Raw genomic sequence first — 24,907 nt, 5'->3', positions numbered from 1 at the left:
GATGTCCACCCAGGCCGCCCGCGCCCCCTCCCCGCAACCGCCAATTCTGCTGCGTGAAATGGTCGGCCCCATCGCGGTGCTGACCCTCAACCGGCCGGCCGCGCGCAACAGCCTGTCGCGCGCGATGATCGCAAGCCTGCATGCCGCGCTCGATGACATCAGCAACGACAAGTCCATCCGCGGCGTCGTGCTCGCGGCCAACGGTCCCGCCTTCTCGGCCGGTCACGACCTGAAGGAGCTGACCGCGCGCCGCACCGACCCCGATCGCGGCCGCGCCTTCTTCGCCGAGACCATGAATGCCTGCAGCGCGGTGATGCAGGCGATCGTGCACCTGCCGAAGCCGGTGGTCGCTTCCGTCCAGGGCATCGCGACCGCGGCCGGCTGCCAGCTCGTGGCGAGCTGCGACCTTGCGATCGCCTCGGACGCGGCGAGCTTCGCCACCCCCGGCATCGACATCGGCCTGTTCTGCTCGACGCCGATGGTGGCGTTGTCGCGCAACGTGCCGCGCAAGCAGGCAATGGAGATGCTGCTCACCGGCGAGCCGGTCCCGGCTGTGCGGGCCCGCGAGATCGGCCTCGTCAATCGCGTGGTCGCAGCCGGTACCGAGCGTGACGCCGCGATCGCGCTGGCGCAACAGGTCGCGCTGAAGTCGGCCTACACCGTCAAGCTCGGCAAGGAGGCGTTCTACCGCCAGGCCGAGATGAGCCTTGCGGATGCCTATCGCTATGCGGCAGAGGTGATGACCGAGAACATGATGGCCCGCGACGCCGAGGAAGGCATCGGCGCCTTCATCGAGAAGCGCACGCCGTCATGGCGGGATGAGTGACAACAAGAAAAGACGCCAGATGAACCACGACGCCTATCCCGACAATTACATCCGCGGCATCCTCAACAGCGTGAAGTCGATCGCGATGGTCGGCGCCTCGCCGGTCAATGTGCGGCCGAGCTATTTCGCGTTCAAATATCTGGCGCAGCGCGGCTACGACATGATCCCGGTCAATCCCGGTCACGTCGGCAAGGAGCTGCTCGGAAAGCCCTTCGTCGCCTCGCTCCGCGACATCGGACGTCCCATCGACATGATCGACATCTTCCGCAATTCCAGCCACATCATGCCCGTCGTCGACGAAGCCCTCACGCTCGATCCGCTGCCGAAAGTGATCTGGATGCAGCTTGGCGCGCGTGACAATGCAGCGGCGGAAAAGGCCGAGGCCGCGGGCATCAAGGTCGTGATGAACCGCTGCCCCAAGATCGAATATGGCCGGCTGTCGTCCGAGATTTCCTGGATGGGCGTCAATTCGCGCACGCTCAGCTCCAAACGCCCGCCGGCGCCGACGCAGGGCATGCGTCTATCCCTCAATCGGATGAGTGTCGGCGGTGGCGACACCGCAGCCTCCGATCGCGCCGCGAAGAACAAGACCGAACAAAGCTGACGCAATACATTTCCATTGCACGAACGTGACAATGCGTAGCGCCGTCGTGTGAAGCGGCAGCTTGACGGCAGCCGCGACGCCGATCAGCATGCCGCGCGATTTCAGACCACAAGAACAGGACGCCCCAATGAGCGATCGCCTTCCGGGATTTTCGACCCTCGCCGTGCATGCCGGTGCACAGCCCGATCCGACCACCGGTGCGCGCGCGACTCCGATTTATCAGACGACGTCGTTCGTCTTCAACGATGCCGACCACGCCGCCTCGCTGTTCGGCCTGCAGGCATTCGGCAACATCTATACCCGCATCGGAAATCCCACCAACGCGGTGCTGGAAGAGCGCGTGGCCGCACTCGAGGGCGGCACTGCCGCGCTTGCTGTGGCCTCGGGTCACGCCGCGCAGGTCGTGGTGCTGCAGCAATTGCTCCAGCCCGGCGACGAATTCATCGCCGCGCGAAAACTCTATGGCGGCTCGATCAACCAGTTCGCGCATGCGTTCAAGAGTTTTGGCTGGAACGTGGTGTGGGCCGATCCCGATGATATCGCCAGCTTCGAGCGCGCGGTGACGCCGCGCACGAAGGCGATCTTCATCGAGTCCATCGCCAATCCCGCCGGCAGCATCACCGATATCGAAGCGATCTCGACGGTGGCGCGCAAGGCCGGCGTGCCCTTGATCGTCGACAACACACTGGCTTCGCCCTACCTGATCCGCCCGATCGACCACGGCGCCGACATCGTCGTGCACTCGCTGACGAAGTTTCTGGGCGGCCACGGCAATTCGCTCGGCGGCATCATCGTCGATGCCGGCACGTTCGATTGGTCGACCGGCGGCAAATATCCGATGCTGTCGGAGCCGCGGCCCGAATATCACGGCATCCGCCTCCAGGAGACGTTTGGCAATTTCGCCTTCGCCATCGCCTGCCGCGTTCTGGGCCTGCGCGACCTCGGGCCTGCGCTGTCGCCGTTCAATGCCTTCATGATCCTCACCGGCATCGAGACGCTGCCGCTGCGCATGCAGAAGCACTGCGACAACGCCAAGGCGGTCGCCGAATTCCTCGCCGGCCACCCAGCGGTGTCCTCTGTGAACTATGCCGGTCTTGCCAGCGACAAGTACAACCAGCTCGCGCGCAAATATGCGCCGAAGGGCGCAGGCGCCGTGTTCACCTTCAGCCTGAAGGGCGGCTACGACGCCGGCGTCAGCCTGGTGTCGAAGCTGCAGCTGTTCTCGCATCTGGCCAATGTCGGCGACACCCGCTCGCTGGTCATCCACCCGGCCTCGACCACGCACAGCCAGCTCGACGACGCCGCCAAGGTCAAGTCCGGCGCCGGCCCGGACGTGGTCCGGCTCTCGATCGGCATCGAGGACAAGGAAGATCTGATCGCAGACCTGGAGCAGGCGCTGGCGTAGCGAACTCCAAACCATCCATCCGCACCGGGATCTGGCGCTGCGCCTTGGCGAAGGCTCCGCGCCAGCTTCCGCCGCTATCGTCGTTCAACGCGCCTCGGACTCACCGAGCGTCATGATCGCGACTGCACAAGGATGGCCATGAATATCGCCGTGCCGGACATCGGAACGCTTTTCCCAATTCCCTCGCAAACAAGCGCTCACGATAAAAGGTTCTTGTTGCAGACCATCGCTCTCGCCAAGCGAGTTTTGGGGTCGTTTTCTTACGTCGAGATCGGCTCCTATCTCGGCGGCAGCCTGACCCCGTTTCTGCTGGACCCCGCCTGCAAGGCGGTGCTTTCAATCGATGAACGCGGGCGGCAACAGCCGGACGAGAGGGGCGCCAAATACGACTATTCCGGTATCACGCACCAGACCATGATCGACAATCTGGTGTCTCGTGGCGTTCCGACGTCGAAGCTGACGACGTTCGACGGCTCGGTCGATTCGGTCCAGGGGGCGGAACACAGCTTCGATATCGCCTTCATCGACGGCGAGCACACCGACATCGCCTGCTTCAGGGACTTCCTGTGGACGCTTCCACTGGTGAAGAGCGACGCCATCGTGCTGTTTCACGACAGCACGCTGGTCTACAAGGCGCTCCGCATGATCGGCCTGTACATGAAGAAGTCGGCACAGAAGCATGTGTTCGCGAAGAACAATGACTCTGACGTCACGGCCCTCTTCCTCGGAAAATTCGCCGAGATCGATTTCGCCAGAGAGTTCGGTCAAGCCGCGAACTGGGATGAGTTTTTCGACAAGTCGGAAACAGAGGTCATCCAGCACGTTCTGAAGAACAGGGTGAGCATTCAATTCGACGCGGTCGTCACCCCCGTCAGGACGTTCCCTGCCTGATCAGGAAGTGCGTGAAAGCGCGCCCCTGAATGGTCGGCGGTTAACAGTCATTAACCACATCTGTCGCATAGATCGTCTTTGGATCGCCCTGTTGATTCGGAGCCGACAATGCTGCGCTGGATGGTGCCTGCCCTGGCAGTGATGCTGACGGTTTCAGCCGCTGTTGCCGCCGACCTGCCTGCCAATCCGAAGCGGCGGGCCGTCGCTCCGCCGCAGGAGCCGCCAAAGGTCTATGTCGAGACCGATCCGGATGCGCTGATCTCACCGGCCTATGGCATCGGCAGCTACATCAGCAACCTGCCGGGTACGCCGTTGCTACCGGGCTCGCATACACTGCCGGGCTACTACGGCCGCCCCTGGGACTACGACTATCAGGGCGCCTATTACGGCGGGAAGCAGGTCGATTATTTTTGGCGCCTGCCCTATTCGTGCGGCATCTACGGCTATTGCTAATCATCAGCCGGGCTGATGGTGATCAGCCGGGCTGGTGGCAATCAGCCGGGCTGACCGACCGGAATGACGCGCGACTGCACCTCGGCCGATTGCTTCGAAGCGAGCCGTTCCGCCTGCATCACCGCAAGCGTGAGCACCACGATCGCGACCGCCTGATGCGAGAGCGCGAGATCGATCGGCACCTGGTTGAGCAGCGTGAGGATGCCGAGCACCGCCTGGACGCTCACGGCCGCGAACAGCCAGAGCGCACCGCTCGCCGCCGAGCCCGCGCGGGAACGCACCGCGTCAAACGCATGCAGCGCCGCCAGCGTGAAAAGCAGGTAAGCCGTCATGCGGTGCTCGAACTGCACCGTCAGCACATTGTCGAACATGTTGCGCCACCACGGCGTCTCGAACCACAGCCGTTCCCCAGACGGAATGAAGGCGCCGTCGATCTGCGGCCAGGTGTTGTAGGCGCGTCCGGCGCGCAGGCCCGCGACCAGCGCACCGAAATAGATCTGGATGAAGGTGACGATCACCAGCACCGCGCTCGTAAACCGCAGCCGCGCCGGGACCGCTAGCTGCGGCCGATCCGCAAGCCGCCGCACCGTCCAGACGATGCCGGCAAAGATCAGCAGCGCCAGCACCAGATGCGTCGCCAGCCGATATTGCGACACCTCGACCCGCTCGGACAGCCCTGACGCCACCATCCACCAGCCCACGGCGCCCTGCAAGCCGCCGAGCGCGAACAGCAGCCACAGCCGCCGCTTCAACTCGCCGGGCAGACCGCCGCGCCACAGAAAGAACAGGAACGGCAGCAGATAGGCGACACCGATGAAGCGGCCGAGCAGCCGGTGGCTCCATTCCCACCAGAAGATCTGCTTGAACTCGGACAGCGACATCCCGGCATTGAGCTCGCGATATTGCGGGATCTTCTTGTAGGCCTCGAAGGCGTCGGTCCATTGCGCCTCCGATAGCGGCGGAACGCTGCCGGTAACGGGCTTCCACTCGACGATCGAGAGACCGGATTCCGTCAGCCGCGTCGCACCGCCGACCAGCACCATCAGCGCGATCAGGGCGGCCACGGAGACCAGCCACCAGCGTACGGCGCGATGCGGGTTCGTCGGGGCGGAAATCGTCGTCATTTCAGGGGTAAAACCAAGCCTTGAACCTAAGAGACTTGAACCGGACTGCGTGCCCCTTATAGTCCCCCGCTCCCGCAGCGCAAGTTACGCGAAAGCCGCAAGTCTCCGCCATGACGATCCGTACCCGCAAGTTCCTCGGCGCCATCCTGCTCCTGGTGCTGGCCACGGTCTGGGCCCTGCTCGGCATGGCCGCGGCGCAGATGCCGTGGATCGCCGAGTCCGGCTGGCGTCAGGCGATCTACTACGTGGTGGTCGGCATGGGCTGGGTGCTGCCGGCCATGCCGATCGTGAGCTGGATGCAGCGGCCGGACCGCGCCAAGACTAGCTCGTAACGCTGCCCGTCGGTTTCACCGGCGCAAACGCAACGCCGGACACCAGCGCGCGCATCATGCGCAACGAGCGCACCCGTCCGTCCCAGGAAATCCGCGGCAGTGCGCGCAGATTGGTGCGCCCTTCTGCGTCCACAATGCCGGGGATGGTCGATACCGCGCTGGCAAAGCCGGCCTCCTCCGCCATCACGACGTGACTGCGCCGGAACGAGGCGCGGTCGCCGAACGGAAACGCCAGATGCCGGATCTCGCGGCGGAACGACGCTTCGGCCACCGCCTTGCCCATCGTCATCTCACGCAGTGCGGCAGCGTCCTTCATGTTGGCGAGAACGGGATAGTTCACGGTCGCACTGCCGATCGTGACATGCGGATCGGCAGCCAACTTGGCCAGATCCTCCCAATCCATCGACGCCTCGCGCGAGAGTGCAGCGAGATCGATCCGGTGGCGCGTGCAGAGATCGGCGATCGCGGCAGATAGATCCGCCGGCGCCAGCGAGCGCAACCAAGTCTCGAGATGTGAAAACAGCGCCTGCTTGCCGGCACGATCCGTGACGGTGAAGCGCTGCTCCTTGTCACCCATCATCAGATTGATGCGGCTCTCGCGCGCGATCACCTGCTCGAGCCCGAGCCACCACGCCTCGCCGACGCCATCGGGAAAGGCGGTGGGAACATAGAGCGTGAACGGTACGGCGTGGCGCGCCAACACCGGATAGGCAAAGCTGATGAAGTCCTTCGACACACCGTCGAAGGTGAGCGCGACGAAGCGCCGCTTCTCCGGCAGCGTCACCGCGCGCCGGCAGACCTCGTCCATGCCGAGAAAATCATAATTCCATCGCTTCAGCGCGCGAATGGCGCGATCGAGAAATTGCGGCGTGATCTCGTCCCGGCGCAGCGGCTGGAACGCGCCGCTCCGCCGCGGTCGCACACGTTCGAAACGCAGGATCGCGCCTGCGCCACGGCTGCGCAGCAAGGGCTGCCCCGTGAACCAGGCCAGTTCGAGCCGCAACCGCCCCAGCCATCTGTCGTCGGATGCCAATATCCCACCTTCGCGTTCGCCGGCGGCCTGTTCCCTCAGCTATAGTCATTACCCTTTGTTGACATTTATTTGCAAAGGTCGGCCACGGGCCGAAATACGTATTTTTCGTTTTCTCGACAGGTTTCGCGAATGACCATGGCTGCGGCGATGCAAAGCCGGACGGCAGAATCGCCAGCGCGGTCGAAAGCGAGCCGTATCGCGCATGTCGACCTCATCAACGATATCGCAGAGATCGAGGCGGTCTGGCGCGCCTTCGAGGAGCCCGGTCATCTCTTCACGCCCTATCAGCGGTTCGATCTTTTGGGCTCATGGGCACGATGGGTCGGGGAACGCGAAGGCGCCCGCCCCTTCGTCGTGATCGCCCGCGACGCCGAACAGGCACCGCTCGTGCTGCTTCCGCTCGCGCTGCGCCAGGCCCACGGTGTGCGCACGGCCTGCTTCATGGGCGGCAAGCACACGACCTTCAACATGGGGCTGTGGAACGCCGAGTTCGCAGCACAGGCAGTGACCGCCGATCTCGACGCGCTGTTCACGCCCTTGCACGATCAGGTCGACGTGCTCGCGCTGACGCAGCAGCCGAAGCGCTGGCACGACCAGCAGAACCCGTTCGCACTGCTGCCGCAGCAAAGCGCGATCAATGGCTGCCCGCTGCTGGCGATGGAGCCGGGCGGCGCGCCCGCATCCCGCATCAGCAACTCCTTCCGCCGCCGGCTGAAGAGCAAGGAAAAGAAACTCCAGACGCTCGCCGGCTATCGCTACCACCTTGCCACGACGGACGCGGACGTCACGCGCCTGCTCGACTGGTTCTTCCGCGTCAAGCCGGTCCGGATGGCGGAGCAGAAGCTGCCGAACGTCTTCGCCGAGCCGGGCGTCGAACAGTTCATCCGCAGCGCTTGCCTCGCGCCGCGCGGCGAAGGCCGTGTCATCGACATCCACGCGCTCGAATGCGACGACGAGGTGATCGCGATCTTCGCCGGCGTCGCCGACGGCCAGCGCTTCTCGACGATGTTCAACACCTACACGATGTCGGAGCACGCCCGCTACAGCCCGGGCCTGATCCTGATGCGCTACATCATCGACCGCTACGCCGAGCGCGGCTATCGCTCGCTCGACCTCGGCATCGGCACGGACGAGTACAAGCGCATGTTCTGCAAGGACGACGAGGACATTTTTGACAGCTTCGTGCCCCTGACCTCGCGCGGCAAGCTCGCAGCCATGGCAATGTCTTCGCTCAACCACGGCAAGCGCCTGGTCAAGCAGAACCAGATGCTGTTCGACCTGGCACGACGGCTACGGCAGGCGTTCGGTTAGCAGGCTCAAGCCTTCTTAGACTCTATCGACCTGCTGCCCTTTCCTTCTCCCCTTGTGGGAGAAGGTGGCGCGAAGCGCCGGATGAGGGGTATCTCTCCGCACGCACCAATGGCGAATGGGACTCGCGGAGAGAACCCCTCACCCGTCTCGCCGCTACCGCGGCGAGCCACCCTCTCCCACAAGGGGAGAGGGTAAGAAACGTCAAGCCGCCACCACGCGCGGCGGCGTCTCGCCGGCATCGGACGGCTGCACCGGCCGGCTCAGCATTGTCACCTCGCTGAAGCCGACGGCCTTGAGCTGCTCGCACATCAGCGCGCGAGCATCCGCCTCCATCGACGGATCCGGCACAACGACGGCGCGGGCATTCGCCGTCAGCAGCTCTGCAGGCAAGTCTTCGGCACTGCCGGCGTCCACGAGCACGTGGTCGTAGGCGCGAAGCAAGGCATCGATCGCCAGCGTCACACGCGGTGACTGAAGCAGGCTGCGATCGAAACCGGGCCGGCCGGCCATGACCAGGTGCAGCCGCGAGAGCTTGTCGCGCGTGATGATTTGGGCGAACGAGGCCTGCCCCTGCATCAACTCGGCAAGACCGGGCGCCGTCGGATCGACGGACACCGCGGCAATCGTCGGTGAGGATGCGGCAAGATCGACCACGACGACGCGCGCGTCGCGCGCCAGATGGCGGGCGAGCGTCAGCGTCGACAGCGTGATGGCATCGCCCGATGCGGTGCCGAGCACGGTGACCTTCTTCGCCCCCGCTCCTGCGGCAATCAGGCTTTCGGCCAGCTGCCCGATCTCGGCGAACTCGCTGACATCGGCATTGGCCGTCATCGATGGCTGGAGCGGCGCCGGCTCGATCTCGACCTGATCGACAACCGGCTCCTGACGAACCACCGCCGGCGCGAGCGTGGCGATGGCGCGCGGCGCGGTTTGGCGCAAGAGCTCACCGGTGACGACGAGGCCGGACGAGAGCAGCAACGTTGCCAGCGTCGCGATCAGCACGATCGGCAGCTTCTTCGGATAGGCCGGCGTGTTGGAAACGATGGCACGCGAGATGATGCGGCCTTCCGCCGGCGCGGAATCGATGCTCTCGCGGGTGCTGGCCTCGCGATATTTGCCGAGATAGGTCTCGAGCAGGTCGCGCTGCGCCTTGGCCTCGCGCTCGAGCGCACGGAGCTGGACGTCCTGACCGTTGGTCGAGGTCGCCTGCTTCTTGAGCTGCTCGAGGCTGGCGGTCAGACCATCGACCCGGCCGCCCGCGATCCGCGCGTCGTTCTCGAGCGAGCGCGAGATCTTGGCCGCCTCGTCGCGAATCTGACCATCGAGGTCGCCGAGCTGCGCCTTCAATTCCTTGATGCGCGGGTGATTGCCGAGCAGCGTGGACGACTGTTCGGCGAGCTGGGCGCGCAGCGTCACCCGCTGCTCCGACAAGCGCCGCATCAGCTCCGAGTTCACGACCTCCGAGGCCTCGATCGGCTTGCCGCTCTGGAGCATCTCGCGGATCAGCCGCGCCCTGGACTCGGCGTCAGCCTTCATGGCGCGCGCATTGTTGAGCTGGGTGTTGACCTCGCCCATCTGCTGGTTCGACAGCGTGGTGTTGTTGGTCCCGACGAACAGCGACGACTTGGAACGGAAGTCCTCGACCTTGGCTTCGGCGTCAGAGACCTTCTTGCGCAGGTTCTCGATCTCGCCCGAAAGCCACTGGCTGGCGTTGCGGGCCTGGTCCTGCCGCGCGTTCTGCTGCAGCACGAGATAGCCGTCGGCGATCGAATTGGCGACGCGCACGGCGAGCTCGGGATCCTGCGACTGGAATTCGACGACGATCACGCGCGACTTGTCGACGGCGTAGGCCTGCAGGCGATCGTAATAGGCGTCCAACACCCGCTCTTCCGGCGTCATCGAGAACGGGTCGCGACCGATGCCGAACATCGCCGCCAGCGATTTCAGCGGCGAAACGCCCTGCAGCACCGGATCGAACTCGGGACGCTCAGCCAGCTTGTTCTTCTTGATGATCTCGCGCGCGAGGTCGCGCGACAGCACGAGTTGCACCTGGCTGGTGACGGCCTCGGGGTCGAGTGCCTGCCGCTCCTCGGTGCTGCGGTCGCTGCTCGGCCGCAGGAAGACGTTCTCGCGACCGTCGATCAGGATGCGCGATTCGGACTTGAAGCGCGGCGTGATGAGATTGACGATGGCGACGGATGCGACGAGCGCCAGCACCGTCGGCACGATGATCCAGCCACGCTTGCGCGCGAGCGCGCCGCCAAGCGCGTGCAGATCGATGTCACCGGATTCGGCTGGTGCTGGTTGCGCAACAACCGGCGCGGGCCTGGCTTCAACCCTGGGCTTAGTCTCAGGCTTGGCTTCGTGCTTGGCCTTCGAAACGGCCCGCTCGATGACGGCCCTGTCCTTGCCGGCACGCCAGAACGCTAAACGCATCGAACACTCCCGCAGGGCAACGCCACTCGTGTACCTCAATGGGGCCGATTACACTCCATTAAGGTTGCCGCTGGGTTAATCGCACCGTCCCCCGGGCAGCGCACGCGCGCTCGTCACCGTTTGTTAACCACGAGGCCCCTTAATCCCTCTCGATATTTCGAGAACATTGTTCGGCATTCGCCGTCGAGCGCTGGTTGTGATCATGCCCCCCTCTCCCGACCAGCCGCTTCGCATCCTGCACGCCGTGCGCGCGCCCGTCGGTGGCATTTTCCGGCACATCCTCGACCTCGCCAACGGTCAGGTCGATCGTGGCCATCATGTCGGGATTCTGGCCGACAGCCTCACCGGCGGCGACCGTGCGGACAAAGCGCTGGCCGAACTCGCGCCGCGGCTGAAGCTCGGCGTGCATCGGCTGGCGATCCGCCGCGAGCCCTCGCCGGAGGATTTTCTGGTGTGGCTGCGGATGCGCCGCCTGATCGCCGCACTCAAGCCCGACATCATGCATGGCCACGGCGCCAAGGCCGGCGCCTTCGTGCGCATGCGGCGACGCGCGGACGATACCATCCGCATCTACACCCCGCACGGCGGCTCGCTGCACTATCCCCTCAACACCCTGAAGGGCGAGTTCTACGCGCGGCTCGAACGTACGCTGATGGAAGCGACGGATCTGTTCCTGTTCGAGAGTGCCTTTGCCCGCGACACCTATCAGCGCATCGTCGGCACGCCCAAGGGCGTGGTGCATTGCGTCTTCAACGGCGTGACGCCGGAGGAGTTCGAGCCCGTCGCCATCACGGACGACGCCACCGATCTCGCCTATGTCGGCGAGTTCCGGCACATCAAGGGCGCCGACCTGCTGATCGATGCGGTGGCCCGGCTGCATGAAGGCGGCAAGAAAGTCACGCTGACGCTCGGCGGCGACGGCGAGGAGACGGCGGCGTTGAAGGCCCAGGTCGAGCGGCTCGGCCTGACGGACGCGATCCGCTTCATCGGCCACGTCAAGGCGCGTTACGGCTTTTCCAAGGGACGGCTGCTGGTCGTTCCCTCGCGCGGCGATTCCATGCCCTATGTCGTGATCGAGGCGGGCGCGGCCGGCATCCCCATGATCGCGGCGCGCGTCGGCGGCATTCCCGAGATCTTCGGATCCGAGAGTCCGGCCCTGTTCGCGGCGAGCAACGCCGAAGCCATGGCCGAAGCGATCGCGGCCGCGCTCGACAATCCGCAAGGAACCGCGCAACGCGCGACCTCCCTGCGCGAGCGCATCTCGGCGCATTTCTCCCAGCAGGCGATGGTCGACGGCGTGCTCGCGGGTTACCGCGACGCATTTGCAAATCATTAACCATCCTTAGGGCCGCTTTAGAGAATCTTCCGATTTGTCCGATAATCGAAGCGCCAGGGGATGCTTGCCCGGGGCGCAAAGTCGCGTCCACGGGTCTTTGGAATGGACGTGGACGCCCGTGGAACCGCTCAACGCACGCTCGATGCTCGATGCCGCGGCCAGCGCCGCGGCCAAGCCGGCTGACCAGCCCTTTATCGAACGCCGCCGCCGCCTGACGCCGGCCGCACTCGACGTCGTGAACCAGAAGGTCGCACGCGCCTATTCGCCGATCGTGATCGCCGGCTTTGCGCGCGCGATCGATTTCGTGCTGCTGAGCGTGGTCGGCATCGCCGTGTATGTCGGCTACGTCATGCCGGTCGTCGGCTTCAGCTGGGTCTATCCCGCAGAGATCATCGCCATCGCGGTCGCCGCCGTGGTCTGCTTCCAGGCCGCCGACATCTATCAGGTCCAACTGTTCCGCGGACAGCTCCGGCAGATGACACGGATGATCTCGTCCTGGTCGTTCGTCTTCCTGGTGTTCATCGGCATTTCCTTCTTCGCCAAGTTCGGCAGCGAGATGTCGCGGCTCTGGCTCGCCGCCTTCTACTTTCTCGGGCTCGCAGCGCTCATCGCCGAACGGCTGGTGCTGCGCTCGCTGGTGCGTGCCTGGGCGCGCGAGGGCCGGCTCGACCGCCGCACCATCATCGTCGGCTCCGACAGCAATGGCGAGCAGCTCGTCGAGGCGCTGAAGGCACAGGAAGATTCCGACATCCACGTGCTCGGCGTGTTCGACGACCGCAACGACAGCCGTGCGCTCGACACCTGCGCCGGCGCGCGCAAGCTCGGCAAGGTCGACGACATCGTCGAATTCGCCCGCCGTACCCGGGTCGATCTGGTGCTGTTCGCACTGCCGATCTCGGCGGAGACGCGCATCCTGGAGATGTTGAAGAAGCTCTGGGTGCTGCCGGTGGACATCCGCCTCTCCGCGCACACCAACAAGCTGCGCTTCCGCCCCCGCTCCTATTCCTATCTCGGCGAGGTGCCGACGCTCGACGTGTTCGAGGCGCCGATCACCGACTGGGATCTGGTGATGAAATGGCTGTTCGACCGCGTCGTGGGCAGCCTCGCGCTGCTCGTGGCGCTCCCGGTGATGGCGCTGGTGGCATTGGCCGTAAGGCTCGACAGCCCCGGCCCCGTCCTGTTTCGCCAGAAGCGGTTCGGCTTCAACAACGAGCGCATCGACGTCTATAAATTCCGCTCGATGTATCATCACCAGGCCGACCCGACGGCTTCAAAGGTCGTGACCAAGAACGATCCGCGCGTCACCCGCGTCGGCCGCTTCATCCGCAAGACCAGCCTCGACGAACTGCCGCAGCTGTTCAACGTGGTGTTCTCCGGCAATCTCTCGCTCGTCGGCCCGCGCCCGCATGCGGTGCAGGGCAAGCTCCAGAGCCGCCTGTTCGACGAGGCCGTCGACGGCTATTTCGCCCGCCACCGCGTCAAGCCCGGCATCACCGGCTGGGCTCAGATCAACGGCTGGCGCGGCGAGATCGACAACGAAGAAAAGATCCAGAAGCGCGTCGAATTCGACCTCTATTACATCGAGAACTGGTCAGTGCTGTTCGACCTCGCCATTCTCCTGAAGACGCCGCTCTCGCTGCTGACCAAGAACGAGAACGCGTATTGAGTTGGTCGTTTCAAGAACGCGCTGTCATCGCCCGGCTTGACCGGGCGATCCAGTAAACGCCGGCGGCAAACGTCGCCACTGACAGCGCGGAGTACTGGATGCCCCGCCTTCGCGGGGCATGACGGCGGAAGTTGTGTGTGTGCGAGTAGCGTGAGCGTATAATGGCCTATGCGGCGACAGCCGGTGGAATGAAATTGGCCGCACCGGCCGCGCCCGGCGTGCTGGCGCTGCAGCGCGCGCTGGTGTGGCTGGTCGGCGCGTCCGGTGCGATCGTCTTCATCGAGCCGAGCCCCTACGAGATCGCGACACTGCTCGCCACCGTCGCCTTCTTCGCCACCGGCCTGCGGCTCAAGCTCGTGCTGATGCCGCTGGTGCTGGCCCTGGTCCTGCTCAATGTCGGCTACACCATCAGTGCGATTCCGCTGCTCGACCAGTCCGAGGTCGCAAGCTGGATCGCGACCTCCTGGTACATGGCGGTGACCGTGGTGTTCTTCGCCATGGTGACCTCCGAGGACACCGCGGCGCGGCTGGACATGCTGCGCCGCGGCCTCGTGGTCGGCGCGATGATCGCCTCGCTTTCGGCGATCGCCGGCTATTTCAACCTCGTTCCCGGCGGTCACGATCTCCTGACGCTTTACGAGCGCGCACGCGGCACCTTCAAGGACCCGAACGTGCTTGGCGCATTCCTGATCCTGCCGGCGCTGTTTGCGCTCCAGAGCGTGGTCTCCGACAAGTTCGCCAAGGCGCTCCGCAACGTCATAGCCTTCGGCATCATGTCGCTGGCGATCCTGCTCGCCTTCTCCCGCGCCGCCTGGGGCGGGCTGGTCCTGACCTCGGCCTTCATGCTGGCGCTGATGGTGCTGACCAGCCGCACCAATGCGCAGCGCTCGCGCATCATCATCATGGCCATCGTTGCAGTGGTGCTGGGCCTCGCCCTGATCGCGGTGCTGCTGTCGTTCGACTCCGTCGCCGAGATGTTCAAGCAGCGCGCGAGCTTCGACCAGAGCTACGACGAAGGCCGCTTCGGCCGGTTTGGCCGGCACATTCTCGGCGCGGAGATGGCGCTCGACCTGCCGTTCGGCATCGGTCCTCTGCAGTTCCACCGCTTCTTCCCCGAAGACACCCACAATTCCTATCTGAACGCCTTCATGTCCGGCGGCTGGCTCTCCGGCGTGTGCTATCCCGCGCTGGTCTTCACCACCGTCATCACGGGCTTCCGCCACATCTTCGTCCGCGTGCCCTGGCAGCGCGCCTATCTGGCGGTGTTCTCGGCCTTCGTCGGCACGGTCGGCGAAAGTTTCGTGATCGACACCGACCACTGGCGGCACTTCTGGATGATGCTGGGCGCGATGTGGGGCATGATCGCGGCCGCACAGGCCTACAAGATCAGGGACATGACCGTTCCGATGGAATCGGAACGGTAATGTCCTGATTCCATTCTGACGCGTTTTCTTGACGCGAACTGGTATCCACTTCGCTCGAAAACGCTTTAGCGAGGATGCTTCTTCAGCTTGAGCGCGGGCCGCTTCTCCGGCGGCGTATCGAGCAGGCCCTTCAGCGCCGCGGTCGCCGCGAGCACGCCCTTGTAACCCTCATTGGCAAAACGCAGCAGTAGGCGCAGTTCGTCGTCGGAATAGGCGCTCCAGACCTTCTCCATAGCCTGCTGCATCGGCACATAAAGCTCGCCGATTTTCATGGCCGTCTCCGGCACGACGGCGATGAAGACCTTGCGCCGATCGGCCTCGTCCCGCTCACGGCGCACGAGGCCGGCTTTCTCGAGCCGATCGACCACGCCGGTGATGGCGCCGGTCGTGAGCCCCGTCACCTCGGCGAGCCGGCCCGCGGTCACGCGCCCCTCGAGATAGAGGATGTCCATGCATTCGAGGTCGGAGTTGGCAATTCCGGCCACGTTCGCAACGGCTTGCCCATAGAGCACGCCCTGCGCCGACGACCGCCGCATCGCCTCTTCCAATTCTCCCAGCAGCGCCGCGCGCGCCTTCGCCCTTGACAAGGCTCACCTCATATCTTAGTCGATATATATCTTAGCCACTAAGAGATTTAGTGACCGTAATTTCTCCTAGCACCACGGAAACGTCGGGAGCAAGCCAATGCCTCATCGTCCCCGCAAAGCCCTCATCATCGGCGCCGGCATCGCCGGGCCCGTTGCCGCGATCCTGCTGCGCCGAGCCGGCATCGAATCCGCGATCTACGAAGCCTGGCCCTACTCCAAAGGCATCGGCGGCGGCCTCCAGATCGCGCCGAACGGCATGCAGGTGATGGACGAGATCGGGCTTGCGGGAGAGCTGATCAGCCGTGGCTCGATCGCGGAGTCCTTCGACTTCTATTCGCAAGGGGGCGACAGGCTCGGCTCGATCAACCGCGACATGGCGCGCCGCTTCGGCCAGCCCGCGGTCAATGTCTGCCGCGCCACGCTGAACGAGATGCTGATCGACAAGGCCTGGTGCGCCTGCGTCTCGCTCTATTTCGACAAGCGCCTGATCAAGATCGAGGATCGCGGCGACCAGCCGATCATCGCCTATTTCGCCGACGGCACCACCGCCGAGGGCGATTTCCTGATCGGCGCCGACGGCGTGCACTCGATCACGCGACGCCAGGTGGTGCCTGACGGGCCAACGCCCTTCAACACGGGCCTGCTCGGATTCGGCGGTTTCGTGCCCCACGCGATCCTCGACGGCCGAACGATCGGCCGGCATGTCGAAACGACGTTCGGACAGAGCGGCTTCTTCGGATATGGCTATTGCAGCCCCGACCCGAAGGACGGCGTGATGTGGTGGAGCACGCAGCCGGCACACGGCATGGATGCCGCGATGTTCCGCGCGCTCGACCAGCAGACGCTGAAGCAGCATCTGCGCGGCTTCCATCACGGCTGGCATGATCCGATCCCTGATATCATCGAGGCGGCCGAGAACATCGTAATCACCGACACGCTCGATGTCGCGACCTTGCCGACCTGGTCACGCAAGCGCTCGCTGCTGATCGGCGATGCCGCGCATGCAACCAGCCCCCATGCCGGCCAGGGCGCCTCGCTCGCGCTGGAGGATGCGATGCGGCTCGCGCGATTGATGCAGGAGGGCCAGGAACTGACCGCCACCTTCCAGGCCTTCGAGGCCGAGCGGCGCCCCCGCGCCGAGAAGATCGTCGCGATCGCCCGCCGCAACGGCAACAACAAGCGCGAATTCAGCGCCACCGGTGCCTGGGTCCGCAATCAGATGATGAAATGGCTGTTGCCGCTGGGCTCGAAGAGCATGGATTTCATGTACGCGTATGACGCGCGGGCGGCGTAGCGACACGAGCAGTGCCGTAGGGTGGGCAAAGGCGCGTTCTTCGCGCGTCGTGCCCACCATCTCTCTCGAATCGCGACAATGGTGGGCACGCTTCGCTTTGCCCACCCTACGGAAGCTATGCCTGGGCTTCGACCTCAAACCTCAGCCCGGCGTGATCGACCAACCGCTTGATCAGCTTGCCCTGCATCGCTGCGCCCGGCGTCCAGAGTCCGGCCGGCACGTCCTGCGCGTCGCGCAGCAGGCAGATCGCGCATTCGGAAATCATCTTCGCCGTTGACGCATAGCCGGGATCGAGATCGCCCTTCACGGCCGCGCGAACCTGACGGCCATCGGGTGCGATCGCGACGTAGAGCAGGTCGTAATGACCGTTCTCCCGCTCCTCCTTCGACGGCCCCTCGCCGGGCTTGAGCGCCTCGGGGCCGGTCTTTTCGCTGTTGGCGGCCATCACGAGCCTGGCGTTGGCCTGGCCTTCATCTCCCGGTCCCGTCAGCACCATCTCGTCGTAGACAAAGTCCCTGCCATACGGAAATCCCATCAGCATGTTGGAGCGATGGACGTTGCGCGTATTGAGCGTCGCCATCGCGAACGGAGCGGACCAGGACTGCAGGTCTTCCTCAAAAACAGGCTTGTTGCCGCGTGGTTGCTTGGGTCCTTCGAAGCCGGGCGTGAAGGCGAAGGGGTTCTTGAGGATCGACACCAGGCTGAGATCCTGCGCCACCGCTGCGAAGGTGACCCGTGCGCTCGCCGAGGTGCCGCCGGAGAACTTCCAGCTGAGAGCGCGGACCCGCCCCTTGACGCGCGGCGCCGGCGTTCCGAACACGCGCCTGGCTTCCTCCTGGACAAAGAACGCACCCAGTTCGAACGGAATGGAATCGAAGCCGCATGAGAATATGATGCGCGCGCCGCTCGCCTTGGCGGCCGCCTCATGCCTGTCGATCATCTGCTTCAGCCAGATCGGCTCGCCGCAGAGATCGATGTAGTCGGTGCCAGATGCGACGCAGGCGGCAAGCAGATCGGACCCGTAAAGCTGGTACGGACCGACGGTGGTGACGATCAGTTTCGCCTGATCGACCATCGCGCGTAACGATGCAGGATCGGCGGCGTCGGCCACGATGAGCGGCGTGTCCTTGGGTGCGCCGATCGCGTCGCGAACAGATGCGAGCTTGTCTCTGCCGCGCCCGGCCATCGCCCATGTCGGCGCCCCCTGACCGGCATAGTGCGCAGCGAGGTACTCGGCCACGAGCTGGCCGGTGTAGCCCGTTGCGCCATAGAGGACGATATCGAACGTCGCCGACATGGATCACGCTCACTCAGGCGTCGCAGGCCTCATGCTTCCACGGCGAACGTCAGCCCCGCATTGTCTTGAAGCCGCTTGATCAGCTTGTGCTGCATCGCTGCGCCCGGCGTCCAGAAGCCGGCGGCGACGTCGGTGACGTCGCGCAGCATGCAGATCGCGCATTCGGAGATCATCTTCGAGGTCGAACCGTAGCCGGGATCGCGGTCGCCGGTGACACCGGCCCGGACCGCACGGCCGTCGGGCGCGATCGCGACATAGAGCAGATTGAAGAGCCCGTTCTCGCGCTCCTCCTTCGAGGGGCCCTCACCCGGCTTCGGCGCACTCGGACCGGTCTTCTCGGCGTTGGCCGCCATCACGCGCTTGGCATTGGCCTCGCCCTTCTCGCCGGGGCCGGTCAAAACCATCTCGTCGTAGACGAAGTCCTGACCGTAGGGGAAGCCCATCAGCAGGTTGGAGCGATGGACATTGCGGGTGTTGATCAGCGCCATCATGAACGGCGCGGCCCAGGATTGCAGATCCTCCTCGAGCAGCGGCCTGTTGCCCTTCGGCTGCTTCGGGCCGGTGAAGCCCGGCGTGAGCGCGAACGGATCGCTCAGGATCGCGACGAGGCTCATGTCCTTGGCGACGGCGTCGAAAGTTGCCTTCGCGCTTGCCGCGGTGCCGCCCGAGAGCGTGCCGCGCATGTCGCGCACACGGCCCTTCACGCGCGCGGCGGGCGCGCCGAACACGCGCCTGGCCTCTTCCTGCACGAAGAACGCACCGAGCTCGAACGGCACGGAATCGAAGCCGCAGGAGAACACGATACGCGCGCCGCTTTCCTTTGCAGCCGCGTCGTACTTATCGATCATCTGCCGCATCCAGATCGGCTCGCCACAGAGATCGAAATAATCCGTGCCGGTGGCGACGCAGGCCGCCAGCAGTTCCTCGCCGTAGAGCTGGTACGGGCCGACCGTCGTGATCACCGACATCGTCCGCTCCGCCATCGCTTTCAGCGAGGCCGCATCGGAGGCATCGGCGACGATCAGCGGTGTGTCCGCGGATGCGCCGATCGCGTCGCGCACGGATTTCAGCTTGTCGAGGCTGCGACCCGCCATCGCCCATTTGAGCTGCTTGTCGTTCTTGTAATGCGCCGCCAGATATTCGGCGACGAGCTGACCGGTGAAACCGGTCGCGCCGTAGACGACGATGTCGAATTTCGCAGAGCTCATGACTGGCCTTTTTACTTCTTCGCGTAACTCACGCCCATGCCGGCACGGACGTCGCTTTGAATACCATAGGGCGGGATCGGATAGCGCAGGCCGTTCTTGGCCAGCGCCTTCATGCCCTCGATCGCCTTGGCGAGATGCGCAGGCTTCAAGGCCATCAGCATCTCCTCGTCCGGCACGCCGCCATAGCGCCGTTCGGCATAGCATGGCAAGGACAGGCTGGGCTCGCCGCTTTTGAGCGCCCGCCCCCAGGAATCCGCGCACGCGGTCTCGCCGACCACGCCCCATTCGAACTTCTTGTAGCCGGTATATTGCAGCCCGTTGATCAGGATGATCATCTGCCCGGGCGTCGCATAAACGAGGCAGATGTCGGGCGGATCAAGCCGCCCGCTCGCCAGCGGGCTGGCCGCGAGTGCCTGATATTGCCCGAACGGAACCACGTCCAGCGCCTCCTGGCGCTTGCGCGCGTCTTCGGCAGTGCCGTGCCAGACGCCGACATAATTTTCGCCGGCGAGCCATTTCTCGTCCTGCGGCGCGAGCCCGATCACCGCGCGGCACTGCGCGCCGACGAGATCATCGCCGGTAATGCCGACGGTCCATCCCAGGCGCGAGGCCATGCTGACGATCTGGTCGGTGGTGTGGACTGCATTCGGCCGCCGGATCTTCGGGATCGCCTCCATGTCCGCGGCATGGGCGAACAGCTTCATGCCGATCACCGTGGTCTTCAGCCGCAACAGGCTGTTGAGATCGGCCACGAGGCCGGCAAGATCGATCTTATCAGCGGCTGGCTGCTGCATGGCGTCCTCCCGGCGCGTCGTTACCGACGCCTATTGTTGGGCTTCCGAGGCCTGTTCTAGTCCTTGGCCGGCCCGGGAAGCAACTCGCTGGTCCTGCCCATGAGGCGGTAGGCCACGAGGCCGATCCATTCGCGCACAGCCACGTTGGTCCTTTCGAGCCCGTCTGCGCCATTGTTCGTGAAGGAGAGAACATCATCAGGCCCGCCGGTCCGCCAGTCTACGGGATAGGCCTCGACGTCGAAGCCCGCCTTGCGGAAGATTCCCATCGAGCGCGGCATGTGGAAGGCGGACGTGACCAAAAGCCACCGCTCGCCCGGTTTTGGCGCAACCAGCTTCTTCGTGAAGATCGCATTCTCCCAGGTGTTGCGGGAATCGCGCTCAAGGATCAGGCGCTCCTTGGGTATGCCGAGGTTTTCCAGGATCGGCGCGGAATAGTCGGCCTCCTTGGCGTCGGTCGAGATCAGGTTCGACGTGCCGCCGGTGAAGACGACGCGCGCATTCGGATAGCGACGTGCAAGCTCGGCCGGCGCGAAAAAACGATCGGCCGCGTGCAAGACCACCGGCGTGTGATGTGCGGCCGACAGGTCGGTATCAACCGAGCCGCCCAGCACGATGATGCCGTCAGGCGCGCCCCGCGATGGATCCCACGCGGGAAAGCGTGCCTCCAGTGGATAGAGCAGCAGATTGTTGAGCGGCGAAAACGCGGCGAGCGCGAGCAGGATCAGCGTGGTCGCGGCCAGTTTCCGGCCGAGCCCGGCAAAGCGCGTTGCCATCAGCACGACCGAGATGATCCCGAGCTCGACCAGAAAATTGATCGGCACCACTGCGGCGCCGAACGTCTTGGAAAGAAAGAAGTACAGGGGAAGCCTCGCTGAAATGCTCGTGGTGCCCGGGCTTGACCCGCCCGCCCATCTTCAGAAATCTTCTTGGGAGTGGATCGATTGCCGGGTCAAGCCCGGGCATAACAGATCCCATGACAAGTTCTGATGAAACCGATTGGACGCGGCAAATGACCCATCATCACCTGCATTCAAGTCCCGAAACCTGCCATTGGGGCTTCTTTGAAGCCGCGCTCAAGCCCGTGCTCACCGTCGCCAGTGGCGATGAGGTGACCGTCGACACCATCAGCGGCGGCCCGGACATGCTGCCCGACCGCAGCAAGTTTCACATTCCGCCGGAGATGTTCGAGGTTCATGCCAAGAACGAGCGCATGCTCCCCGGCCACATCCTGACCGGCCCGATCGCGGTCGAAGGGGCCGAGCCCGGCGATGTGCTCGCAGTCGAGATCCTCGACGTCCAGCTTCGCCAGGACTGGGGCTGGAACATGATCAAGCCGCTGTCCGGCACCCTGCCCGACGATTTCCACGAGACGCGGATCCTCAACATTCCCCTGGACCGGTCGCGGATGGTCGGCCGGATGCCGTGGGGCCTCGATTTGCCGCTCAAGCCGTTCTTCGGCGTGATGGGCGTTTCGCCGCCGCCGGCCTGGGGCCGAATCTCCTCGCTCGTTCCGCGCGCCATGGGCGGCAATCTCGACAACAAGGAGCTCGGCGCCGGCGCGACATTGTATCTGCCGGTGTTTGTCCCGGGCGCGATGTTCTCCTGCGGAGACGGTCACGGCGTTCAGGGCGACGGCGAGGTCTGCGTCACCGCGATCGAGACGGCGTTGCAGGGCCGCTTCCGGCTGACGCTGCGCAAGGATTTGAGATTCGAATATCCGCGCGCTGAAACGCCGACCCACTACATGACCATGGCGATGGACCCCGACCTCGACCAATGCGCGGTGCGAGCACTGCGCGACATGATCGTGCTGCTTGGCGAGACGCGAAACCTGTCGCGCGAGGACTCCTATACACTGTGCAGTCTTGCGGCCGATCTGCGGGTGACCCAGACCGTCAACGGCTCCAAGGGCATCCATTGCATGATCGAAAAGGCGATCGTGCACGGCTGATCGCGCCGGCACCTCCTGACCGCTCCACGCTTCCCCACCGCCCGGACACTCCGGGCGGCGCGCTGAATCACACCTGATTTCCTTCACGATTCCAACAGGCTAGGCGATGACCTCAGCCGGCATTTGACTTCTGCCCCTGAACCTAAATAGAGTCTTAATCGTTACTTTTATGTACCTGAGTAAGAGGCTAGCGTTCGGGCCATGGCCACCGAAAAAGCCGAGACTGACCGCATTCCCGTAACCTTGGCGCTCTCGACCATCACCTACCTGGAGAAGTTGGTGAGACAGGGCACCCACGGCACCAGCGTTCCCGGCGTCGCACGTACCTTGATCGAGGAAGGCATCCGTCTCGCCATCAAGGACGGGCTTTTGTCGATTCGCGACAATGGCAGGACGTGAGCACGCCAAGTACGTGAAGCGGACGGATCTCGCGAAGCGGATGGCCGACATCTGCAACCTGGGACCGTTACAATGCCTGTTCTCTCACCAACCTGGACCAACGAACGAATTGAACTTCTGAAGCTGCATTTCGAAGCCGGCCTCTCCTGCCGCGAGATCGCCGCCGATATCGGCGTCAGCCGCAATGCGGTGATCGGCAAGCTGTCGCGGCTCAATCTGACGCGCAGCCGCGCGGTCGAAGACCGCAGGCTCGAGCGCAGCCTCGCACCGCCAGCGCGCGCGACGCGAACCGTGCCGCGGCTGCAATACGAAATGCTCGCAACGATCTACGGCGAGACCGATGCGCCTGTGGTGGCAGGTCCAATTGATGACGCCAATCGCTGCTCGCTGATGGAGCTCGGCGAAAACCGCTGCCGCTGGCCGATCTCGACGCCCGGTGCAGAGGATTTCTGCTTCTGCGGCAACGCCGCCCACGACGGACAGCCCTATTGCGCTGGCCACAGCCGCCTCGCCTACCGGCCGAACTCGCGTGCGCGTGTCATGCGCGGCTGACACGCGCCATCCCTTGGACCCATAACCCGGCCCCACAACGAAAAACCTCCGGCAGGGCACTACCGGAGGTCTCTGGAGGCTTAGCGTGAAGCTAAGAGCCGTGATCTTTTGAAACCGGCTGACAGCTATATAGCTGAGCAGCTCAGGTAAGTAAATAAGTTTGGTAGCGATCGATACGCATAGCTCGTCTTCGCCGCGCGTGCAGGAGAGTTCGGTTTTTCGAAACCGCCATCACGGCAGAAAAAAGCCCCGGCGGTTTCCCGCCGGGGCTCTCTGATCGATTGACGCGACCAATCTTAGAAGTTGCGCTGAGCGCGCAGCATCATGGTCACCGAGTTCTGGTCCTTCAGCTCGTACACGGCGCCCGGCTTGGCGGCAGTCGAAATGGCCGGGGCAGTGATCGTGCCGGAGTACTTCTGGTCCAGACGCGACCAGCTCAGGTCGGCCGTGAACGCCAGGTTCTTGACCGGGGTCCAGACGGTGTTGACGCCGACGACGCCGAAGTTGAAGTCCGGGTTACAGGTCGCACCGGCCCCTGCGATCGAAGCGAAGTTGGCGCAGATCAGGGCCTTGCCCGTGGTACCGTACTTCAGCTGGGCATAACCGCCGTAGACGGCGCTCGACCAGTTCGGGCTCCAGTTGTGGGTATAGCCACCACGGACGCCCCAGGTCTTGACGGTATCGATGCTGCCGCCAGCGCCGAACACGCCGTCAGCAAGACCGGCAAAGCCGATGCTCTGGTACGCCGCGCTGCTGCCGCTGAACATGAAGAAGCTCTGCGGGAACAGGCTCTGGAAGTTGTAGCGCGTTGCACCGTCGGTGTAGACGGCCTGCAAGTTGATAACGTCGCCAGCACCAGTCGGGATGTTCTTGATCGACAACGAACCCTGGACAGCCCAGCCCCACTTGTCCGACGGATGACCGCTGGATTCCGTGGTGCCGTAGTAGCCGGGATGCAGATCCTTCGCAGCAACCGACAGCTGGGCAAGACCCCAAGCCTGGTCGACACGAACCTGACCAATGATATCCGGCGTGCGCGTACCACCCCAGGCCTGGACGCCATAGTTGCCCTGGATCAGAGCAGCGGCAGCGTTTGCAGCAGCAGAGGTGGTGACGATGGCACCCGCGCCGTTAACAGCGCTGGAGGCCGTGAAACCGGTGACGTTCCACAGGTTCGACTGGCCGTTCGACGCCGTCGTTTCTTCTTCCAACGCCAGCGAACCGGTGATGCCCTGGCCGAAGTCAGCCGTATAAGCGAACTGGTTCACGCCGTTGACGTGGTTGGAGCCGCCCGGAATGGAATCGGGACCGCCAGCCGGATAGCTCTGCCACGGGGCGTCGAAGATCGAGACCGTGCGGCCCATGGTGAACCCAGCGAACTGGATGAACGCATGGTAGAGACCGAGCGCAGGCGTGCTGGACGAGATCGTCGACGGGCTGCTGCCGGTGACGTTGGACGTATCATAGGTGAAAACCATGTCGGCGTAGGTGCGAACAACGCCGTACTCGGTCGCCGTGCGGGTGTCGACGTTCAGGTCGAAACGGGCGCGGCTGTAGTAGTAGTTGGTGACGCGGTTGTTTGACCCACCGTTCACGGAGCTCGTGCTGTTATTGAAACCATAGTCGCCGGCGCCGCCAAGAATCGCGTCAGCGCGCAGGTAGCCACCCAGCTTGATGCAGGTGTCGGTGCCCGGGATGTAGTAGAAACCCGCACCGTACAGCGAGCAGATCTTCACGTATTCGACCGCCTTGGCCTTGACCGGAAGATCAGCCGCCTGAGCTCCACCGACGGCGATCAGACCCGCCGCAGTGCCGAGCAAAAGGCTCTTCACCACTTTCATATAAAACCTCCAAGTTGCTCATTTAGCGGAGACCGGACCGTGAGGCCCCCCAGATCCCCGTCTCTTCAAATCCGCTCGGCCGCTTAGCGCTTTCGGACACACCCGCATTCGACGCGAGGGACGTGAGCGAACCACCTGCAACG

General features: G+C 64.3%; 23 protein-coding genes. 14 read left to right on the top strand and 9 right to left on the bottom strand.

Annotation, left to right across the window (positions count from 1 at the left end):
- Position 1 precedes the first annotated feature (1 nt).
- The 5 genes from QA645_RS19695 (at position 2) to QA645_RS19675 (ending at position 4,179) form a co-directional block, all read left to right on the top strand.
- Positions 2-826: an enoyl-CoA hydratase gene (locus QA645_RS19695; RefSeq protein WP_283052399.1), complete on the top strand. Its 825-nt coding sequence runs from the start codon at positions 2-4 to the stop codon at positions 824-826.
- Between the two features lie 19 nt (positions 827-845).
- Complete coding sequence (locus QA645_RS19690; protein WP_283052396.1) at positions 846-1,430, top strand: CoA-binding protein; 585 nt, start codon at positions 846-848, stop codon at positions 1,428-1,430.
- A 127-nt stretch (positions 1,431-1,557) separates the two neighbouring features.
- Entirely contained in the window at positions 1,558-2,835 is a 1,278-nt protein-coding gene (locus tag QA645_RS19685; RefSeq protein ID WP_254131905.1) for an O-acetylhomoserine aminocarboxypropyltransferase, read from the top strand.
- 138 nt (positions 2,836-2,973) lie between these two features.
- Entirely contained in the window at positions 2,974-3,726 is a 753-nt protein-coding gene (locus tag QA645_RS19680) for a class I SAM-dependent methyltransferase (protein WP_283052394.1), read from the top strand.
- A 108-nt stretch (positions 3,727-3,834) separates the two neighbouring features.
- Positions 3,835-4,179, top strand: coding sequence for a hypothetical protein (locus tag QA645_RS19675; RefSeq protein ID WP_283052392.1), 345 nt, complete (start codon positions 3,835-3,837; stop codon positions 4,177-4,179).
- Positions 4,180-4,220: 41 nt separating this feature from the next.
- Here the strand turns inward: QA645_RS19675 and QA645_RS19670 are convergent, their stop codons facing one another.
- Positions 4,221-5,303, bottom strand: coding sequence for a COX15/CtaA family protein (locus QA645_RS19670; protein ID WP_283052390.1), 1,083 nt, complete (start codon positions 5,301-5,303; stop codon positions 4,221-4,223).
- Positions 5,304-5,413: 110 nt separating this feature from the next.
- On the opposite strand from QA645_RS19670, the gene QA645_RS19665 reads away from it, so the two are divergent.
- Complete coding sequence (locus QA645_RS19665; protein ID WP_254131909.1) at positions 5,414-5,635, top strand: DUF2842 domain-containing protein; 222 nt, start codon at positions 5,414-5,416, stop codon at positions 5,633-5,635.
- Here QA645_RS19665 and QA645_RS19660 read toward each other — a convergent pair.
- Positions 5,625-6,668, bottom strand: coding sequence for a polysaccharide deacetylase family protein (locus QA645_RS19660; RefSeq protein ID WP_283052388.1), 1,044 nt, complete (start codon positions 6,666-6,668; stop codon positions 5,625-5,627). The genes QA645_RS19665 and QA645_RS19660 overlap by 11 nt on opposite strands.
- A 129-nt stretch (positions 6,669-6,797) precedes the next feature.
- On the opposite strand from QA645_RS19660, the gene QA645_RS19655 reads away from it, so the two are divergent.
- Entirely contained in the window at positions 6,798-7,979 is a 1,182-nt protein-coding gene (locus QA645_RS19655; protein ID WP_283052386.1) for a GNAT family N-acetyltransferase, read from the top strand.
- A 201-nt stretch (positions 7,980-8,180) separates the two neighbouring features.
- On the opposite strand, the gene QA645_RS19650 is transcribed toward QA645_RS19655, so the two are convergent.
- Positions 8,181-10,415, bottom strand: a complete 2,235-nt coding sequence (locus tag QA645_RS19650; protein WP_283052384.1) for an exopolysaccharide transport family protein — start codon at positions 10,413-10,415, stop codon at positions 8,181-8,183.
- A 202-nt stretch (positions 10,416-10,617) separates the two neighbouring features.
- Between QA645_RS19650 and QA645_RS19645 the strand changes: the two genes are divergently transcribed.
- The 3 genes from QA645_RS19645 (at position 10,618) to QA645_RS19635 (ending at position 14,841) form a co-directional block, all read left to right on the top strand.
- Complete coding sequence (locus QA645_RS19645; protein ID WP_254194014.1) at positions 10,618-11,751, top strand: glycosyltransferase family 4 protein; 1,134 nt, start codon at positions 10,618-10,620, stop codon at positions 11,749-11,751.
- A 118-nt stretch (positions 11,752-11,869) separates the two neighbouring features.
- Positions 11,870-13,417, top strand: a complete 1,548-nt coding sequence (locus QA645_RS19640) for an undecaprenyl-phosphate glucose phosphotransferase (protein WP_283052380.1) — start codon at positions 11,870-11,872, stop codon at positions 13,415-13,417.
- A 161-nt stretch (positions 13,418-13,578) separates the two neighbouring features.
- Positions 13,579-14,841: an O-antigen ligase family protein gene (locus tag QA645_RS19635; protein WP_254194016.1), complete on the top strand. Its 1,263-nt coding sequence runs from the start codon at positions 13,579-13,581 to the stop codon at positions 14,839-14,841.
- A 65-nt stretch (positions 14,842-14,906) separates the two neighbouring features.
- On the opposite strand, the gene QA645_RS19630 is transcribed toward QA645_RS19635, so the two are convergent.
- Entirely contained in the window at positions 14,907-15,377 is a 471-nt protein-coding gene (locus tag QA645_RS19630; protein ID WP_254196260.1) for a MarR family transcriptional regulator, read from the bottom strand.
- 148 nt (positions 15,378-15,525) lie between these two features.
- On the opposite strand from QA645_RS19630, the gene QA645_RS19625 reads away from it, so the two are divergent.
- Complete coding sequence (locus tag QA645_RS19625) at positions 15,526-16,722, top strand: FAD-dependent monooxygenase (RefSeq protein WP_283052378.1); 1,197 nt, start codon at positions 15,526-15,528, stop codon at positions 16,720-16,722.
- 115 nt (positions 16,723-16,837) lie between these two features.
- On the opposite strand, the gene QA645_RS19620 is transcribed toward QA645_RS19625, so the two are convergent.
- Genes QA645_RS19620 through QA645_RS19605 form a run of 4 tightly spaced genes read right to left on the bottom strand, consistent with a single transcriptional unit; the run spans position 16,838 to position 20,845 of the window.
- Positions 16,838-18,019 carry a saccharopine dehydrogenase NADP-binding domain-containing protein gene (locus QA645_RS19620; RefSeq protein WP_283052376.1) on the bottom strand — a complete coding sequence of 394 codons (1,182 nt, stop codon included), beginning with the start codon at positions 18,017-18,019 and terminating at the stop codon, positions 16,838-16,840.
- Between the two features lie 29 nt (positions 18,020-18,048).
- Positions 18,049-19,227 (bottom strand): saccharopine dehydrogenase NADP-binding domain-containing protein, encoded by a 1,179-nt coding sequence (locus QA645_RS19615; RefSeq protein WP_283052374.1) that lies wholly within the window; start codon positions 19,225-19,227, stop codon positions 18,049-18,051.
- An 11-nt stretch (positions 19,228-19,238) separates the two neighbouring features.
- The gene (locus tag QA645_RS19610; protein ID WP_283052372.1) at positions 19,239-20,021 is read right to left on the bottom strand and encodes a DUF169 domain-containing protein; all 783 of its coding nucleotides are present in this window, start codon (positions 20,019-20,021) and stop codon (positions 19,239-19,241) included.
- A gap of 56 nt (positions 20,022-20,077) precedes the next feature.
- Positions 20,078-20,845 carry a YdcF family protein gene (locus QA645_RS19605; protein WP_283052370.1) on the bottom strand — a complete coding sequence of 256 codons (768 nt, stop codon included), beginning with the start codon at positions 20,843-20,845 and terminating at the stop codon, positions 20,078-20,080.
- Between the two features lie 185 nt (positions 20,846-21,030).
- On the opposite strand from QA645_RS19605, the gene QA645_RS19600 reads away from it, so the two are divergent.
- From QA645_RS19600 to QA645_RS19590, 3 genes are all read left to right on the top strand, one after another.
- Positions 21,031-21,972: an acetamidase/formamidase family protein gene (locus tag QA645_RS19600; protein ID WP_283052368.1), complete on the top strand. Its 942-nt coding sequence runs from the start codon at positions 21,031-21,033 to the stop codon at positions 21,970-21,972.
- A gap of 201 nt (positions 21,973-22,173) precedes the next feature.
- The gene (locus tag QA645_RS19595; protein ID WP_007603456.1) at positions 22,174-22,371 is read left to right on the top strand and encodes a hypothetical protein; all 198 of its coding nucleotides are present in this window, start codon (positions 22,174-22,176) and stop codon (positions 22,369-22,371) included.
- Between the two features lie 72 nt (positions 22,372-22,443).
- Positions 22,444-22,923, top strand: a complete 480-nt coding sequence (locus tag QA645_RS19590; protein ID WP_283052366.1) for a GcrA family cell cycle regulator — start codon at positions 22,444-22,446, stop codon at positions 22,921-22,923.
- A gap of 296 nt (positions 22,924-23,219) precedes the next feature.
- Here QA645_RS19590 and QA645_RS19585 read toward each other — a convergent pair whose 3' ends face one another.
- A complete protein-coding gene (locus QA645_RS19585; protein ID WP_254131923.1) occupies positions 23,220-24,764 on the bottom strand; it encodes a porin in 1,545 nt (514 codons plus the stop codon).
- Between the last annotated feature and the right edge of the window lie 143 nt (positions 24,765-24,907).

Origin of the sequence: Bradyrhizobium sp. CIAT3101, from assembly GCF_029714945.1 — a bacterium.
GTDB lineage: Bacteria > Pseudomonadota > Alphaproteobacteria > Rhizobiales > Xanthobacteraceae > Bradyrhizobium.
Note: the sequence above shows the minus strand (reverse complement) of the source record. Positions and strands in the feature narration are given on the sequence as shown.